Consider the following 15,434-nt stretch of genomic DNA (forward strand, 5'->3'; position numbering starts at 1 on the left):
TACTCTCGGGGTCAGGAAAACGCTGATTCTACAAACAGCAGCGGGTACAGTGAAATCACCAGCAACAGGGCCATCACGACATTGAACAGCATCAGCCAGCGTGAATGCTGCAACAGGTTGCGCAGGGCGCTGCCGAACATCACCCATACCCCCACGCTCGGCAGGTTGACCAAAGCGAACAAGGCCGCAATGACGATCACGTTGGTTACATAACCTTGCGCGGGCGTGTAGGTGGTAATCGCCCCCACCGCCATCACCCAGGCCTTGGGGTTGACCCACTGGAACGCCGCTGCTCCCCAGAAGCCCAGCGGTTTGCGGGCACTGGACGAGGCCGTGCCGACCGGCCCGGAAGTGGCGATCTTCCAGGCCAGGTACAGCAGGTAGGCGGCGCCAGTGTAGCGCAGGACCGTATACAGTGGTGGCCAGGCCTTGAATACCTCACCCAGCCCCAGGCCGACGGCCAGCACCATCATCATGAAACCAAAGCTGATACCCAAGGCATGAGGGACCGAGCGGCGCACGCCGAAGTTCACCCCCGAGGCCAGCAACATGGTGTTGTTGGGGCCAGGCGTGATGGAAGACACGAAGGCAAACAGCACAAAGGCGGTCAGCAGGTCGGCAGAGGCAAGCATGGCGGGCATTCCACTTTCTTTATAGGTGCTGTCACACTACCGGAGTCGCCTTCCCCAGCGACCGGTACAGTTTGATTAAATTATGCAGATACACATCACTGTATCTCCAATCCGGACCAAGGAAGCTGTCACCATGAGCCTCACCATTCGCCCTGCCGTGCGTACCGATGCCGAGCAGATCCTCACCTTCGTCACCGAACTGGCCGAGTACGAACGCGCCCGCCACGAGGTGGTCGCTACCCTTGCCGACATCGAGCACAGCCTGTTCGACGAAGGCAGCACCGTGCGCGCCCTGATGTGCGAGCGTGATGGCCGTGCAATCGGCTTTGCCGTGTACTTCTACAGCTACTCGACCTGGCTCGGGCGCAATGGCATCTATCTGGAAGACCTGTACGTGACCCCCGAACAACGCGGCGATGGCGCCGGCCGGCAGTTGTTGCAGCACATTGCCCGCGAAGCGGTGGCGAACAACTGCGGGCGCCTGGAATGGAGCGTGCTGGACTGGAACGAGCCAGCGATCGGCTTCTACCAGAAGCTAGGGGCCGAAGCACAGGATGAGTGGGTGCGCTACCGGCTGGATGGCGACAAGCTGGCGGCATTCGCCCGCGGGTGATCGCCCGGCGCCTGCACTTCTGCCTGCTGGACGAACACCGCAGGCGCGAGGCGGTGGTACCTGCTGTTCGACAGCCTCGCGCTCTGTATGACATTGACGCCAAGCCCGCCCCATGCTCTCCTTATGCCTCGCGTTCAGGTGCCCCTCAGGGGGTGAAACGGGAAACCGGTGCGTCCCAGGCCCTTCAGCAGGGCCGGACAATGCCGGTGCTGCCCCCGCAACGGTAAGCGAGTGAAGCGTCTGTACCACTGTGCCTTGTAGTACGGCATGGGAAGGTGACGCGTTCCAGGAGCCCAGCTCTTCCTCGCAAGCCCGGAGACCGGCCTGACGTTCATGAACACCCCGCGGTGGGCGGGCGCTGTTGCATTCCCTTGGGCGGCCACGCCCGGGGCTGCCGCGCTCGCCCATTGCCCACAAGAAGCAGAGGACCGCGTCATGCCCGTCACCAGCGCCAAACAACACAGCCTTGCGACCCCCGTTACCCTCAGCCAGCGTGTAACCATCGCCATCGGTGCCAGCTTGCTGGGCCTGTGCCTGGTGTACTTTGCCGGTTTCTCGCACATCGAGGCCGTGCACAACGCCGCCCACGACACCCGCCACAGCGCCGCCTTCCCCTGCCACTGAGTACGCCTGATGATCACGCGCATTGCCCGTACTGCGGGCTTCAGCGGGCTTCTTGCAGCCCTGTTGCTGACCTTGCTGCAAAGCTTCTGGGTTGCCCCGCTGATTCTTGAGGCGGAAACCTACGAGTCCTCGGCCCCGGCCGCACACCACGAACACGGTAGCGAAGTGGTCGCTCATGAACACAGCGCCGAAGCCTGGTCGCCGGAAGACGGCTGGCAACGCGTGCTGTCCACCACAGGCGGCAATCTGGTGGTCGCGGTCGGCTTCGCCCTGATCCTCGCCGCCCTGTACAGCCTTCGCGAGCCCAAACGCACCGCCACTGGCGCATTGTGGGGGTTGGCTGGCTTCGCCGTGTTCTGCCTGGCCCCAACCCTGGGCTTGCCACCAGAACTGCCAGGTACTGCAGCCGCCGATCTGGGGCAACGCCAGACCTGGTGGGTCGGTACAGCCAGTGCCACAGCGCTGGGCCTGGCCTTGCTGGTGTTCGCTCGCCACTGGCTGCTGAAGGCACTGGGCGCCGTGCTGCTGGTCATTCCTCATGTGATCGGTGCACCGCAACCTGAGGTGCACGAAAGCCTCGCCCCCGAAGCACTGGAAACCCAGTTCAAAGTAGCCTCCTGGCTGACCAACGCCGCCTTCTGGCTGGCCTTGGGCCTGCTCAGCGCCTGGCTGTTCCGCCGTTCCAGCCAGGCTTGATGCCTGCCTTCTACGCCGGTTTTGGCTGCCGCCGGGGTTGCCCGGCGGATACCTTGCAACGCTTGCTGTGCCAGGCACTGGACAACCAGGGCCTGGCGTTGGCCGACCTGCGCGGCATCGCAAGCATCAGCCTGAAGGCCGACGAACCGGGTTTGCAACAACTGGCAGAGCACCTCGGCTTGCCCTTGGTGCTGTACCATGGCGCGCAACTGCAACCCTATGAACCACTGCTCAGCCACCGTTCCGCCGCTGCCCACCAACACAGTGGCTGCTGGGGCGTCGCCGAGAGCGCGGCACTGGCCCTGGCCAGCCAGCGGCAGGGTACGGCCAGGTTGCTGCTGACGCGCCAGGTACTGGGCCCGGCGACGCTCGCCCTGGCCTGCTGAGCGTTTCGTACCCTCTTTCTTGCCAGGACTTAGCATGACCATCTACTTTATCGGTGCCGGCCCCGGCGACCCGGAACTGATCACGGTCAAGGGCCAACGGCTGATTCGTCAGTGCCCGGTGATCATTTATGCCGGTTCACTGGTACCCGCCGCCGTGCTCGAAGGCCACCAGGCCGAAACCGTGATCAACAGCGCCGAACTGCATCTGGAGCAGATCATCGCCGCCATGCGCAGCGCGCACGAACAAGGGCAGGATGTGGCGCGGGTGCACAGCGGCGACCCCAGCCTTTACGGTGCCATCGGTGAGCAGATCCGCCACCTGCAGGCGCTGGGCATCGATTACCAGATCATCCCCGGCGTTACCGCCACGGCAGCGAGCGCCGCCCTGCTCGGCTGTGAGCTGACCTTGCCTCAAGTGGCGCAGACGGTGATCCTCACCCGCTATGGCGACAGCTCGCCCATGCCGCCTGGTGAGCAGTTGGATGACCTGGCGCGCCATGGCAGCACCCTGGCAATCCATCTGGGGGTCAAGCACCTGTCGCGCATTGTCGATGAGTTGGTGCCGCACTACGGCGCGAGCTGCCCGGTTGCGGTGGTGCATCGGGCCACCTGGCCAGACCAGGACTGGGTGCGCGGCAACCTCGGTGATATTGTCGAACGCGTAGCGGCCAAGGATTTCCGCCGCACGGCGCTGATCCTGGTAGGCCACGTACTGGGGGATACGCCGTTCGCCGAGTCGGCCTTGTACCGAGCCGGGCATGCCCACCTGTACCGTCCTGGCGACTGAGCATTGCCAGCCTTGCCTCGGGCATAGCAGACTCCGGGTTCCCGCCTGCGAACAGGAGCCATGCCCATGCTGGAGTTACGCCCCAACTGCGAGTGCTGTGATGCCGACCTGCCGGGTGACAGCCCCGACGCCCTGATCTGCTCCTTCGAATGCACGTTCTGCCGTGCCTGTGCCGAAACCCGCTTTCAAGGCCGCTGCCCGAATTGTACCGGGCAGTTGGTGGCCCGCCCGACGCGGGTCGGGCAGGCATTGACCAACAACCCTGCCTCCACACTGCGTATACACAAACCGCACGCTGCCTGCGCCTGAATAACTGCAAAGAACCGGCATCACCGCTGTTTCAGGGTGATGCCTTTCCTGTTTCTTGTAGGATTTCTCAACAATAAGTAATAGGGATTTCAACACTTCTATACTCGGCATTACCAAACCTCGGGAATGGTCGTATCGTGCAGCGCTTCCGATAACCCCACTTGCAGACGTATTCCTGAGTGTTCCAGGAAGCGGACCACATCCCTACAGGAGTTTTCCCCATGACAACCGTGCTGATCGTCGACGACCACCCTATTGTCCGGCTGTCCCTGCGCCTACTGCTCGAGCGCGAGCGCTTCCATGTCGTCGGCGAGGTCGGCAATGGCAGTGAAGTGGCTCAGGTAGCCCGTGAACTGCGCCCGGACGTGGTCATTCTCGACATCGGCCTGCCTGGCCTGGACGGTATGGAAGTCATCAAGCGATTGCAGAGCCTGGAGCCGGCACCGAAGATCATGGTGCTGACCGGCCAGGCCACCGATCTGTATGTGCGCCGCTGCCTGGATGCCGGGATAGGCGCCTTCGTCACCAAGGAAGAGGACCACGAGGCACTGCTGTTCGCTCTCAAGGCCCTGATCAAGGGTTATTCGACCTTTCCGCAAATGTCGGTCAACAGCAACTCGCTGGAGAGCGAGCCAGTGCGCCTGGCCAGTCTCTCCAACCGGGAAATGGAGGTGCTGCGGCGCCTCGCGCGCGGCGAGAACAACAAGAACATCGGCACTTGCATGAACCTCAGCGCCAAGACCATCAGCACCTACCGGGGCCGTATCATGGAAAAGCTCAAGACCGAGTCGCTGGTGGAAATGGTCGACCTGGCCAAGCGTAACAACGTCTATTGAGCGCTCGGCTGCCATGAAACAGTTGCTGGCGAGCGTCCTTCTGGCTATTGCTCTAGCCAAGTCCCCGGTGCTGCAGGCCAGCAGCGAGCCACGCCATCTGCTGGCGCGCTCAATCAGCGCCTCTGCCCCGCTGACGTTGTCCAGCGATGATCGCCACTGGCTGAAACAACGCCAACACCTGGTACTGGGCAGTGCGCGCCCCGACTACCCCCCGTTTGAAATCAATGTGAGTCAGCATGACTATGAGGGGTTAAGCGCAGACTACGCCGGCATCATCGGCGAACAGCTTGACATACCTATTGAAGTTCGCCGCTTTAACAGCCGTCACGAGGCCATCACTGCCTTGCGTGATGGCCGTATTGACCTGCTGGGTAGCTCCAACGCCTTCGAAGCGGCGGACGCCCAGCTTAGCCTCAGCACCCCTTATGCCGACGACCTGCCCGTAATCGTCACCCGTGAGGGGCACAGCTTGAAAAGTACGCCCGACCTCGCCGGCCTGCGCCTGGCGATGGTCGATCACTACCTGCCGGCCGTCAGCGTTCGTACCCAGTACCCCAAGGCGCAACTGAGCCTGTACCGCTCGACCCTGGCCGGGCTCGCTGCCGTGGTGCTGGGCGAGGCAGACGCCTATCTGGGCGATGCCATCAGCACCGACTACATGATCGGCAAAAGTTTTCAGGGCACGTTGAAAATCGACCATTTCTCCCAACTGGCCCCAGAGGCTTTTGCCTTCGCCATCGCCAGCGACAACCCGCGCTTGCATCGGCTGGTGGACAAGGCGCTGTCACGCATAAGCGAAAGTGAACGTCTGAACATTCTGCGCCGCTGGAGCAGTGGTAATACCAGCCTGCTGCTGCAGCGCCACCTCACTGCCTTGAGCGAAGAAGAAGAATCCTGGATCACCGACCACCCCACTATCAGTGTACTGGTCAATACCTCGCTGGCACCTCTGACGTTCAACGATGCTCAACACCGCCCTAGCGGTATCACCCTGGACCTGCTCAAGCAGATCTCATTGCGCACGGGGCTGCAGTTCAAACCCGTCGAGAGTGCTTCATCGCAGGTCATGATCGACCGCCTGTTACACGGCGAGGCACAGATGATCGGGGCGCTGGGCTATGGCGCCGACCGTTTGAAGCAACTGCGCTACACCCGCCCCTACCTGGTCAGCCCGCGCGTGCTTGTCACCCGCAACGAAGGCGAATCATCTGCACAGGCCAAGGCCCTGGATGGCAAGCGCATCGCCTTGGTGCGCGGCTCACCGCAGCAGGCCGTTTTGCAACAGCGATACCCGCAGGCCGAGATAGTCGAAGTTGACAACCCACTCGGTCAGATGGAGGCCGTGGCCAACGGTGTTGCAGACGTAGCCCTGAGCAGCCATATCAATGCTACCTATTACATCAGCCATGTATTCAAGGAACGTTTGCGCATCGCCGGCGTGCTCGACGACGCCCCGGCCATTGCCGCCTTTGCCGTAGCCGCCGACCAGCCCCAGTTGCAGGCCATTCTCGACAAGGCGCTGCTAAGCATTCCACCTGAAGAACTCGACCAGCTGATCAACCGCTGGCGTACCAGCACACTGGTGAGCGACAGCCCATGGCGCGACTACCGCACCCTGGCCTTGCAGGTACTGGTGCTGTCGGCCCTGCTGCTGGCCGGGGTGGTGTTCTGGAACAGCTACCTGCGCAAGCTGATCAACCAGCGAACCGAGGCACAGCACGCGCTGCAGGCACAGCTTGCGCTCAGTCGCGGGCTGCTGGAGCAGTTACGCCAGGCCAAGGACGATGCCGAACAGGCCAGCCAGACCAAAAGCACCTTCCTGGCCACCATGAGCCATGAGATCCGGACCCCGATGAATGCCGTGATCGGTCTGCTGGAACTGGCCCTGGAAGATAGCCGCAGCGGCCGCAGCGACGCCCAGACCCTACAGACCGCCCATGATTCAGCCATTGGCCTGCTTGAGCTGATTGGCGATATTCTCGACATTTCCCGCATCGAGTCCGGGCACATCAGCCTACAGCCTGTGCCTACCAACTTGGTCGAACTGGTGCGCGCCACGCTGCGGGTGTTCGAAGGCAATGCCCGGGCCAAAGGGTTGCATCTGCACGGCGAGCTGCCTGCGGAGCCGGTATGGGTGCTGGCCGATCCACTGCGACTCAAGCAAATTCTGTCCAACCTGATCAGCAACGCCATCAAGTTCACCGACCGTGGTGAAGTGCAGGCATGCCTGCTGCTGCCCAAAGTTGCCGGCCAGGGCGTTCTGGCTATCGAGCTGAATGTGCGCGACACCGGCATCGGCATCAGCCCCGCCGACCAGGCGAGGCTGTTCAGTGCCTTCGTTCAGGCCGATGGCCCAAGGGCACGTCAGGGCGCAGGCCTGGGGTTGGTCATCAGCCGCACCCTGGCCGAACTGATGGGCGGCTCCTTGACCCTTCAGAGCGTCGAGGGCGTTGGCACCCGGGTACAAGTCAACCTGCAGTTGCCCGTCTGCGCAGCACCGACACAAGCGGAAGAGCAACTCACGACACATGAAACCAGCAGCGGCCCGCTCAATATCCTGGTGGTCGACGACTACCCGGCCAACCTGTTATTGCTGGAAAGGCAACTGCAAACCCTGGGGCACCATGTGACACTGGCGGAGAATGGCGAAATCGCCCTTGCGCGCTGGCAGGACGCGCGCTTCGACCTGGTGATCACCGATTGCAGCATGCCGGTCATGGACGGACATGAGCTCACCCGGCGCATTCGCAGCCTGGAGTGCGAGGGCGGCCTGCCGGCAGGCCGTATTCTTGGGGTGACCGCCAACGCCCAGGCCGAGGAGCGTACTCGCTGCCTGGCCAGTGGTATGGACGAATGCCTGTTCAAGCCGATTGGCCTGCGCACGCTCAAGGCCCACCTGCCACAGGTACGCCCTCAGCAGCCGTCACCGGGCCCCTGCCATAGTGGGTTCGACCTGGCCGAATTGCGCCACCTGACCCAAGACGACGAACAGTTGACGCGGCATTTGCTGGAGCAATTGTCGATCAGCGTCGGTGAAGACCTGGCCGCCCTGCGCGCCTTGGCAACAGACGCCCCTGATGACGCAGTGCGTGCCTTGGCCCACCGCATCAAGGGTGGCGCCAAAATGATCAGGGTGCGCACCGTGGTCAAAGACTGTGAAGCTATCGAACACGCCCACGCGAAAGGACTGCCGACCGCCGAACAACGCGCGCAATTGCAAGTCAGCCTGCAGGCACTGCTTGACGAGATGCGCGAGGCGCTCAATGCAATTGCAGCGTCGAGCTGATCTGGCTGATGGCATCCACGACGTGCCGTGAGCCTTGCTGGATTTCCATGATCACCGTGCCCGCCTCATTGGCCAGCGCCACGCCGTGACCGGTGCGGTTGAGGCTCGATTGCATACTGGCCACTGCCAATAGCGACAGGTCGTGGTTCTGCCGCACCACATCGACAATTTCCAGGGTGGCCTTGCTGGTTCGCGCGGCAAGGTTGCGCACCTCATCGGCCACCACGGCAAAGCCGCGCCCGTGCTCGCCGGCACGCGCTGCCTCGATGGCTGCATTAAGGGCCAACAGGTTGGTCTGGTCGGCGATGCCACGGATGGTCAGCACAATCTGCCCGATCACATCCGACTGCTTGTTTACCGCATCGATGCTGCGCGCTGCGTCGTTAAGCTCCTGGGAAATCTGCTCGATTACCTGTACTGCCTGCTGCACCACTTCGGTACCCTTGCGCGCGCAGGCATCGGTCTGCACCGAACTGGCATGGGCAGCATGGGCGGCGCTTTGCTGGGTGCAGACCTGCTGGGTGATGTCGCTGGCAAACTTGACCACTTTGCACAGGCGGCCTTTGCTGTCGAAGATCGGGTTGTAGGAGGCCTCCAGGAAAACGGTCTGGCCTTGCTTGTTGACGCGTTCGAAGCGGTGTGAATGGTACTCGCCACGGTTCAGAGAAGCCCAGAACTCACGGTACTGGGCCGATTCGCGTTCATGCGCCAGGCAGAACAACCCGTGGTGGCGGCCAACCACTTCATCGAGGCGGTAGCCCATGGTGTCGAGAAAATTCTGGTTGGCCTTGATCACCCGGCCTTGCGGGGTGAACTCGATCACCGCCATGGAGCGGCTGATGGCCTTGAGCAGGCTTTCGCTCTCGTGCTCCAGCATTACCCGCTGGGTGATGTCCGATGCCACCTTGATTACGCTGGTGACTTGCCGGTGCTCGTCCAGCACAGGCATGTAGCTGGCTTCCAGCCAGACCTCGCGCCCTGCCTTGTCGATGCGCTCGAACGTACCACTGATTGCCTTGCCCTGCCCCAACTCGCGCCACAGTTGCTGGTACTCGGCGCTTTTTGCATAGTCCGGCTCACAGAACAGCCGGTGGTGCTTGCCACGCAGCTCGTCGGCGCTGTAGCCCATGGCCTGGCAGAAACGCTCGTTAGCGTCGAGGATAGTACCGTCGGGGGCGAACTCGATCATCGCCATGGCACGGCTGATAGCAGCCAGTTTGCTTTGCGCATCGGCCAACGCCTGGCGGCTGCGCTGGATTTCTGCCAAATCAGACTTGCGATGGAAATCGAACATGACACGGGGCTCCCTATGCGCGGTTTTCTGAGCATAGATCGCCGTTTGCAAGTCGTGGCATTTGTGGCGCCTGATAGATCCAGCGCCGTTCGCGCGGCGCATCGCGAACAAGCTCGCTCTTACACCTACAGCGCCTGTCTTTAGGCAGGCCGGTTTCCTTGCGATCACTTGCAAGGCGAAAAATCCGCAGCGCCCGGGGAGCTCACCTTCCGGACTCCAGCATTAAGGGCGATGGTGTCTGCGTCTTTTTAAGCGGACGCGATCACCCTTGAGGCGTCAGTGATCATCGAGTTACCCATGGCCGAGCAAATGATCACGGTGAAATGGCCAGCCTCAGATCCCGAAGGCTGCTCGGTGCAGGCGGTGTGATCAGCATGCTGTAAACGCCGGCCATTTGGCCGCTCTACATGTCGTCGTCCAGTACCTGCTCTGGGACAATCGGCGGCATGACTTCCTTGCCCAACCTCGACCAGATGACCCCGGAACAGCTTCGTGCCTAGGTAGCACAGGCGTTGCAGTTGCAGTCTCAGGTCGAGGCGATGAGCAAGAAGATTCAGGCAGTTGCCGCGTAACCTAATTCGTCACGACCCTGAAAACACCCTGTGCGCCTGTGGCTACCGACTTCAACGCATTGGTGAAGACGTCAGCAAGAAGCTGGACTACACGCCGGGCGTATTTACCGTCGAGCAACATAAGCGTGGTAAGTAGGCCCGCCGTCAGTGCGAAACCCTAATTCATTCGCCAGTGCCGGCGCAGGTCATCGACAAAGGTATCCCGACCTAGAAACTTGCGATGGGCATGATCCGTATGCCTATCTCAAAGATGTGCTGACGCGGCTGCCGACGCAGTGGGCCAGTATGATCGGGCAACTGCTGCCTCACCAGTGGAGGCTGGCCTGATTCATCTATGCCTGCCCCATTGAAATTAGTTCATGGAACTACATCCAAACGCGAGCCTCGCCACTTGGCCAGCAGCCACCCTCCTTGGTTTTTGAAGTCAGCATCGAGGAGTACTAGGGATTGAATTCGATTTAATAGGAAGTGCCTGAAGTCCCTGCGAGATTCACACCATGCAGCTAGGATTTCCATATCTTCAAAATATCCAATTCCCAGCGGCCAAACGGTACGCTCCGTCTCTACGGATTTTTCACTCACATAGACTAAGCGAATTTTCGTCTCCAGCCGTATGGCATCGCGTAAGCACTTGGCGTCAAACCCATATGCACCACGAGATTGAGAGGATACAGCGAATAATGGCGTCTTGAACAATCTACCAGCAACAGCTGATGGTAGTATCGCTTCTGCCTTTGACAATACGTCGAGCGCTGCTTGAGCCAACGACGCGTCAGGTTGCTGTGCTACCCAACGCATGCCAAGCATCAGTGCATCGAGCTCTTGCTCATTGAACATAAGAGGTGGGAGAACGAATCCTGGACGGAGTATGTAGCCGATACCAGCCTCACCCCGAATGTCGGCGCCTTGAGCCTGCAATGTAGCAATATCGCGATACACAGTGCGCAGACTTACTGACATCTCCTCCGCAAGCCTCTGTCCAGTCACTGGATGACGGCGCGCGCGCAGAATTTGTACGAGAGAAAGAAGTCGTTGAGTACGGGTCATGCGTCAATGCTGACATTTTTTGTCAGCAGAGTCGAATAGCATCTGAGCCTCAATGTTCGAGGATATTTCATGGCAAGCCCAAACCTATTCCTGTTGTACGTAAAAGACCCTCAGAAAAGCTGTGACTTTTATGAAAAGTTGCTTGAACGGAAGCCGCAGTCGGCATTCCCCAGTTATGTTTCGTTCTTGCTTGATAATGGTACGGCCTTGGGCCTCTGGTCGACCAATGCCAAGGATTACAAAAGCGGAGGTAGCGGTCATCGTACCGAGGTTGCCTTTCTGGTTGAGACGGAAACGCAGGTAGAAGATCTTCATCAAAAATGGACGGCTGAAGGCGTCCACATTGAGCAGGCGCTTCACCACGCAGTGTTTGGTCTGACATTCGTGGCACTCGATCCGGATGGCCATCGACTACGAGTGTGCATGCCTGATTGACTTGATTCTTGGCATGGATTCGAAAAATGTCCATGCCTCGCATTCCTTCAGTCATGCCAAAGCACGCGAAACTGACTCACGTGTACGCTATGCGTCAGGTTCCGCTCTGCTGAGTGTTCGCCGGACGCTTACCAAAATCCATCCGTTAGCGCCCCCGTAGGAGCGGGTTCACCCGCGAACACCGGCACAGCCGGTGCCATGCCCCGCGTCGCCTGCTTCGCGGGTAAACCCGCTCCACATCTGTTTTGGGCCAATCATTCCTGTGGAAGTCGCGCGAGAAGGCCTTGGCGGGCACTCTCAGGTGCTCTCGCGCACCATCAACTCAAAGCCCAGATCCTGCTGCGCATTCGTCACCCGCTTGCCATCCAGCAACGCCAGCAGCGCTTGCGCTGCGCCCCGACCCACCGCAGCCCGTGGTGTACGAATCGAGGTCAGGCGCGGCACCATGTGCGCCGAGGCCGGCAAATCGTTGAAACCGACCATCGCCACCTGACGTGGCACCTCCACCCCTTGACGCAAGGCCTGCAGCACCGCGCCCTGGGCCAGGTCGTCGTTACAGAAGAAGATGCCGTCGACATCCGGCGCCTGCTGCATCAGCTGGCTGAACAGCGCGCTGCCCAGGGCAATCGACGATGGCTCCGGCGCCAACACTTCCAGCTCGGCGGCCTGCAAACCGGCCTCTGCCAGCGCCTGACGGAAACCCTCGGCACGCTGCATCACCCTAGGGTCCAGCTGCGCAGCAATGAATGCCAGACGCTTGCGCCCGCGTTCGATCAGGTGCCGTGCAGCAGCACGTCCGGCCTGATGCTGCGAGAAACCGACCGACAAAGCCCCTGGCTCGCCATTGAGCTCCATCATGTGCACACACGGCACGCCGCTGGCAGCCAGCATCTGCCGCGCAGCTTCGCTACGCTCGAAGCCGGTCAACAAAATGCCGCAGGGCTGATAGGCCAGGTAATTGCGGATCAGGTTCTCTTCTTCGGCGAGGTCGTAGTGATAGTTGCCGATCAGCACCTCGAGCCCACGCGGACGCATGACCTCGTGAATGGCCTCAAGGGTGTCGATGAACAGTTGGTTGGACAACGACGGGATCAATACCACCACCGACTGGCTGCGTGCCGAGGCCAACGCCCGGGCTGCCGGGTTGGCCACATAGCCGAGGCTCGCCGCCGCGGCGATGACCTTTTCCACCAGCGCGGGCGCAACCGTGCTGACCCCACGCAAAGCGCGCGAAGCGGTAATTGGGGAAACCCCGGAAAGCCTGGCAACTTCAGCCAGGGTGGGACGACCTGTAGTACGGGAGCCGATGCGGGACATGAATGTTGTAATTTTACTACTTGCAAGGATAGGGAACGGCCACTAAGGTAGCGCTGTCTCAGGATGCAGGCAATGTAATCTTTGGTAGCAGCCACCACGCGCTTGCCACCAGGCGTCCATACTGCGTAAGGACAAGACCAATAACACCGGGGAGGTGGCTGTTCGTCAATGGCGAGACAGCGCTATCTCACCCGCAGGAGGTACTGATGAATTCTCCCCTGTCCGCCATTGTGGTGATGGGCGTGGCCGGTTGTGGCAAAAGCTGCATCGGCGCCGCCATCGCTGCCAGAAGCGGCGGCCGCCTGATCGAAGGCGACGCTTTCCACCCTGCCGAAAACATCCGCAAGATGAGCGCTGGCATCCCGCTGGACGACAGCGACCGTGCCGGCTGGCTGGTCCGCCTTGGTGAAGAGTTGCAAACCACCACCCAGGCCGGGGAACGCCCGATCCTGACCTGCTCGGCACTCAAGCGCCGCTACCGCGATACCCTGCGCGATGCCATGCCCGGGTTGGTGTTCGTGTTCCTCGAACTGTCGCCTGCCGAGGCTGAAAAACGCGTGCTGGCTCGCCCAGGGCACTTCATGCCGGCCAGCCTCATCGACAGCCAGTTCGCTGCCCTGGAATCGCCACGCGGCGAACCACTGACACTTGCACTGGACGCCACCCAACCGATCGAAGCACTGGCCGAAGCGGTGGACCGCTGGCTAAAGCGCTGCGGTGAGTCGGGCCTGGCGCAAACCGCCTGACCTCGGCGGTTTTTCCGTCTCACCAAAGACAGCGCTACCCCGACCCGTAAAGCGGGCAAAGACTCCATAAAGCTACGCCCAAAACAACGATAAGACCGAGGCCTTCAAACCATGTTCGGACTGGCTACTGATACCTTCCTGCTACTCGACGCGCTGGTTACCATCGTCGGGCTGATCCTGCTGATCACCCACTTCAAGGTTCACCCCTTCGTCGCCCTCACCCTCGCGGCCGGCTTCCTGGGCCTGACCTCCGGCATGCCGGTGGCCAAGGTCATGAAATCGTTCCAGGACGGTTTTGGCGGCGTATTGGGCTTCGTCGGGATCGTGCTCGCCCTCGGCACCATGCTCGGCAAACTGATGGCCGACTCCGGCGGTGCCGACCAGATCGCGCAAACCCTCATCCGCGCCTTCGGCAAGAAGAACGTGCATTGGGCGATGATGTTCGCCGCCTTCCTGGTGGGCATCCCGCTGTTCTTCGAAATCGGCTTTGTGCTGCTGATTCCACTGGTGTTCATCGTCGCCCGACGCTCAGGCGTCTCGCTGGTGAAAATCGGCATTCCGCTGCTGGCCGGCCTGTCGGTGGTGCACGGTCTGGTGCCACCACACCCGGGCCCCTTGCTGGCGATCGGCATTTTCCACGCTGACATTGGCAAAACCATCTTCTACGGCCTGCTCGTTGCACTGCCCACCGCGATCATCGCCGGTCCTCTGTTCGGTAACTTCATTTCCCGCTACATCCCGGGCAACCCGTCCCAGGAACTGATGGACCAGATCGCCAAGGATTCCGACCAGGGCAACCTGCCAAGCTTCAGCATCACACTGATCACCGTGCTGCTGCCGGTCGCGTTGATGCTGCTGAAAACGTTCGCCGACGTGGTGCTGCCTGCCGAGCACATCGTGCGCCAGTGGATGGACCTGATCGGCCACCCGATCACCGCCCTGCTCGCCGCCCTGCTGCTGGCCTTCTACACCTTCGGCTCGGCCCGCGGCTTCAATCGCCAACAGATCATGAAGATGCTCGACCAGAGCCTGGCACCGACTGCCGCCATCGTGCTGATCGTCGGCGCTGGCGGTGGCTTCAAGCAAATGCTGGTGGACACCGGTGTGGGTAGCGTGATTGGGCAAATGGCCGTGCAGGCGGAAATTTCGCCGATCATGCTGGCTTGGCTGGTGGCGGCGGTGATCCGCATCGCAACCGGCTCCGCCACGGTCGCCACCATTACCGGCGCGGGCATCGTGGCCCCGGTGATCGACCTGGTGCCGGGGGTGAACCGTGAGCTGTTGGTACTGGCCACCGGTGCCGGCTCGCTGATCCTGTCCCATGTGAACGACGCCGGCTTCTGGCTGGTGAAGCAGTACTTCAACATGACCGTTGCAGAAACCTTCAAGACCTGGAGCATGATGGAGACGATCCTGTCCATCGTCGGCATCATTTTCATCATGTTGCTGTCACTGGTGGTGTGACCGTTGATCGGGGTAATGGCACCTTCACGTTTCGGGTAAGGCCAAAGGGATGTATGAGCCCTACCCGTATAGCAAAGGAGCCTGCCATGCCCCGCTCAATCATCCTGTCGATCGCCCTGCTCACCTCGCCGCTGGCCTTTGCTGCCGGTACAGGTCCGACCTACCCCGACGACCCGCACAATACGGCGCCACAGCCGGGCGTGGACAGCACCCTCAACCCGATCGAGAAGCCCTTGCCGCGGGACACCGACCCGCGCATACAGGGCAATGACCCGCAAAGCCCGCCGGCGCAGCAGCATGACAACCGCGATCTGCCGGGGATGGATGGCAGTAGGTCGGAAGGTACCGGGCGGCAAGGAGAAGGCAGCACGGGCACAGGTAACCCCTGAC

Annotated in this window: 16 protein-coding genes, 3 pseudogenes and 1 riboswitch; of the genes and pseudogenes, 14 read left to right on the forward strand and 5 right to left on the reverse strand. The window is 61.2% G+C overall.

What is annotated here, in order from left to right; all coding sequences use genetic code 11:
* Nucleotides 1-11 precede the first annotated feature (11 nt).
* Nucleotides 12-641 carry a LysE family translocator gene (locus ACF8GF_RS09720; RefSeq protein ID WP_176683445.1) on the reverse strand — a complete coding sequence of 210 codons (630 nt, stop codon included), beginning with the start codon at nucleotides 639-641 and terminating at the stop codon, nucleotides 12-14.
* Nucleotides 642-765: 124 nt separating this feature from the next.
* Here ACF8GF_RS09720 and ACF8GF_RS09725 point away from each other — a divergent pair, with 124 nt between their 5' ends.
* The 8 genes from ACF8GF_RS09725 (at nucleotide 766) to ACF8GF_RS09760 (ending at nucleotide 8,169) form a co-directional block, all read left to right on the forward strand.
* Complete coding sequence (locus ACF8GF_RS09725; RefSeq protein WP_392488072.1) at nucleotides 766-1,245, forward strand: GNAT family N-acetyltransferase; 480 nt, start codon at nucleotides 766-768, stop codon at nucleotides 1,243-1,245.
* Nucleotides 1,246-1,364: 119 nt separating this feature from the next.
* A riboswitch (cobalamin riboswitch) is annotated at nucleotides 1,365-1,588 on the forward strand.
* Between the two features lie 92 nt (nucleotides 1,589-1,680).
* The gene (locus ACF8GF_RS09730; RefSeq protein ID WP_176683443.1) at nucleotides 1,681-1,869 is read left to right on the forward strand and encodes a CbtB domain-containing protein; all 189 of its coding nucleotides are present in this window, start codon (nucleotides 1,681-1,683) and stop codon (nucleotides 1,867-1,869) included.
* A gap of 9 nt (nucleotides 1,870-1,878) precedes the next feature.
* Nucleotides 1,879-2,565 (forward strand): CbtA family protein, encoded by a 687-nt coding sequence (locus tag ACF8GF_RS09735; RefSeq protein WP_339443968.1) that lies wholly within the window; start codon nucleotides 1,879-1,881, stop codon nucleotides 2,563-2,565.
* Complete coding sequence (locus ACF8GF_RS09740; protein WP_176683441.1) at nucleotides 2,565-2,951, forward strand: cobalamin biosynthesis protein; 387 nt, start codon at nucleotides 2,565-2,567, stop codon at nucleotides 2,949-2,951. The genes ACF8GF_RS09735 and ACF8GF_RS09740 overlap by 1 nt, the downstream gene beginning before the upstream one ends.
* Nucleotides 2,952-2,985: 34 nt before the next feature.
* On the forward strand, nucleotides 2,986-3,738 hold the full coding sequence (gene cobM / locus ACF8GF_RS09745) for a precorrin-4 C(11)-methyltransferase (protein WP_176683440.1): 753 nt from the start codon (nucleotides 2,986-2,988) through the stop codon (nucleotides 3,736-3,738).
* Nucleotides 3,739-3,804: 66 nt separating this feature from the next.
* On the forward strand, nucleotides 3,805-4,047 hold the full coding sequence (locus ACF8GF_RS09750) for a DUF1272 domain-containing protein (RefSeq protein WP_176683439.1): 243 nt from the start codon (nucleotides 3,805-3,807) through the stop codon (nucleotides 4,045-4,047).
* 221 nt (nucleotides 4,048-4,268) lie between these two features.
* Nucleotides 4,269-4,883, forward strand: a complete 615-nt coding sequence (locus ACF8GF_RS09755; RefSeq protein ID WP_176683438.1) for a response regulator transcription factor — start codon at nucleotides 4,269-4,271, stop codon at nucleotides 4,881-4,883.
* Between the two features lie 13 nt (nucleotides 4,884-4,896).
* Nucleotides 4,897-8,169 (forward strand): transporter substrate-binding domain-containing protein, encoded by a 3,273-nt coding sequence (locus ACF8GF_RS09760; protein ID WP_392488073.1) that lies wholly within the window; start codon nucleotides 4,897-4,899, stop codon nucleotides 8,167-8,169.
* On the opposite strand, the gene ACF8GF_RS09765 is transcribed toward ACF8GF_RS09760, so the two are convergent.
* Nucleotides 8,144-8,638, reverse strand: a complete 495-nt coding sequence (locus ACF8GF_RS09765) for a methyl-accepting chemotaxis protein (protein ID WP_373604740.1) — start codon at nucleotides 8,636-8,638, stop codon at nucleotides 8,144-8,146. The two genes, ACF8GF_RS09760 and ACF8GF_RS09765, sit on opposite strands and share 26 nt — an antisense overlap.
* Before the next feature lie 42 nt (nucleotides 8,639-8,680).
* Nucleotides 8,681-9,565 (reverse strand): annotated as a pseudogene (locus ACF8GF_RS09770) (PAS domain-containing protein); the annotation flags it as partial.
* Nucleotides 9,566-9,909: 344 nt separating this feature from the next.
* Here ACF8GF_RS09770 and ACF8GF_RS09775 point away from each other — a divergent pair.
* Both ACF8GF_RS09775 and ACF8GF_RS09780 read left to right on the forward strand, forming a co-directional pair.
* Nucleotides 9,910-10,243 (forward strand): annotated as a pseudogene (locus ACF8GF_RS09775) (IS66 family transposase zinc-finger binding domain-containing protein); the annotation flags it as partial.
* Nucleotides 10,244-10,263: 20 nt separating this feature from the next.
* Nucleotides 10,264-10,362: pseudogene (locus ACF8GF_RS09780) on the forward strand (transposase domain-containing protein); the annotation flags it as partial.
* Between the two features lie 30 nt (nucleotides 10,363-10,392).
* Here the strand turns inward: ACF8GF_RS09780 and ACF8GF_RS09785 are convergent.
* Nucleotides 10,393-11,082: a helix-turn-helix transcriptional regulator gene (locus tag ACF8GF_RS09785; RefSeq protein ID WP_392488074.1), complete on the reverse strand. Its 690-nt coding sequence runs from the start codon at nucleotides 11,080-11,082 to the stop codon at nucleotides 10,393-10,395.
* Between the two features lie 69 nt (nucleotides 11,083-11,151).
* Between ACF8GF_RS09785 and ACF8GF_RS09790 the strand changes: the two genes are divergently transcribed.
* A complete protein-coding gene (locus tag ACF8GF_RS09790; RefSeq protein ID WP_209965612.1) occupies nucleotides 11,152-11,517 on the forward strand; it encodes a VOC family protein in 366 nt (121 codons plus the stop codon).
* Nucleotides 11,518-11,814: 297 nt separating this feature from the next.
* On the opposite strand, the gene ACF8GF_RS09795 is transcribed toward ACF8GF_RS09790, so the two are convergent.
* Nucleotides 11,815-12,834: a LacI family DNA-binding transcriptional regulator gene (locus ACF8GF_RS09795; RefSeq protein ID WP_176683418.1), complete on the reverse strand. Its 1,020-nt coding sequence runs from the start codon at nucleotides 12,832-12,834 to the stop codon at nucleotides 11,815-11,817.
* Between the two features lie 206 nt (nucleotides 12,835-13,040).
* Here ACF8GF_RS09795 and ACF8GF_RS09800 point away from each other — a divergent pair, with 206 nt between their 5' ends.
* The 3 genes from ACF8GF_RS09800 (at nucleotide 13,041) to ACF8GF_RS09810 (ending at nucleotide 15,433) form a co-directional block, all read left to right on the forward strand.
* On the forward strand, nucleotides 13,041-13,580 hold the full coding sequence (locus tag ACF8GF_RS09800) for a gluconokinase (protein WP_176683417.1): 540 nt from the start codon (nucleotides 13,041-13,043) through the stop codon (nucleotides 13,578-13,580).
* Between the two features lie 111 nt (nucleotides 13,581-13,691).
* Nucleotides 13,692-15,044: a GntP family permease gene (locus ACF8GF_RS09805; RefSeq protein ID WP_176683416.1), complete on the forward strand. Its 1,353-nt coding sequence runs from the start codon at nucleotides 13,692-13,694 to the stop codon at nucleotides 15,042-15,044.
* Between the two features lie 86 nt (nucleotides 15,045-15,130).
* The gene (locus tag ACF8GF_RS09810; RefSeq protein ID WP_176683415.1) at nucleotides 15,131-15,433 is read left to right on the forward strand and encodes a hypothetical protein; all 303 of its coding nucleotides are present in this window, start codon (nucleotides 15,131-15,133) and stop codon (nucleotides 15,431-15,433) included.
* Nucleotide 15,434 lies beyond the last annotated feature (1 nt).

The sequence above is a fragment of the Pseudomonas sp. yb_5 genome (assembly GCF_043103865.1).
Taxonomy (GTDB): Bacteria; Pseudomonadota; Gammaproteobacteria; order Pseudomonadales; family Pseudomonadaceae; genus Aquipseudomonas; species Aquipseudomonas putida_Y.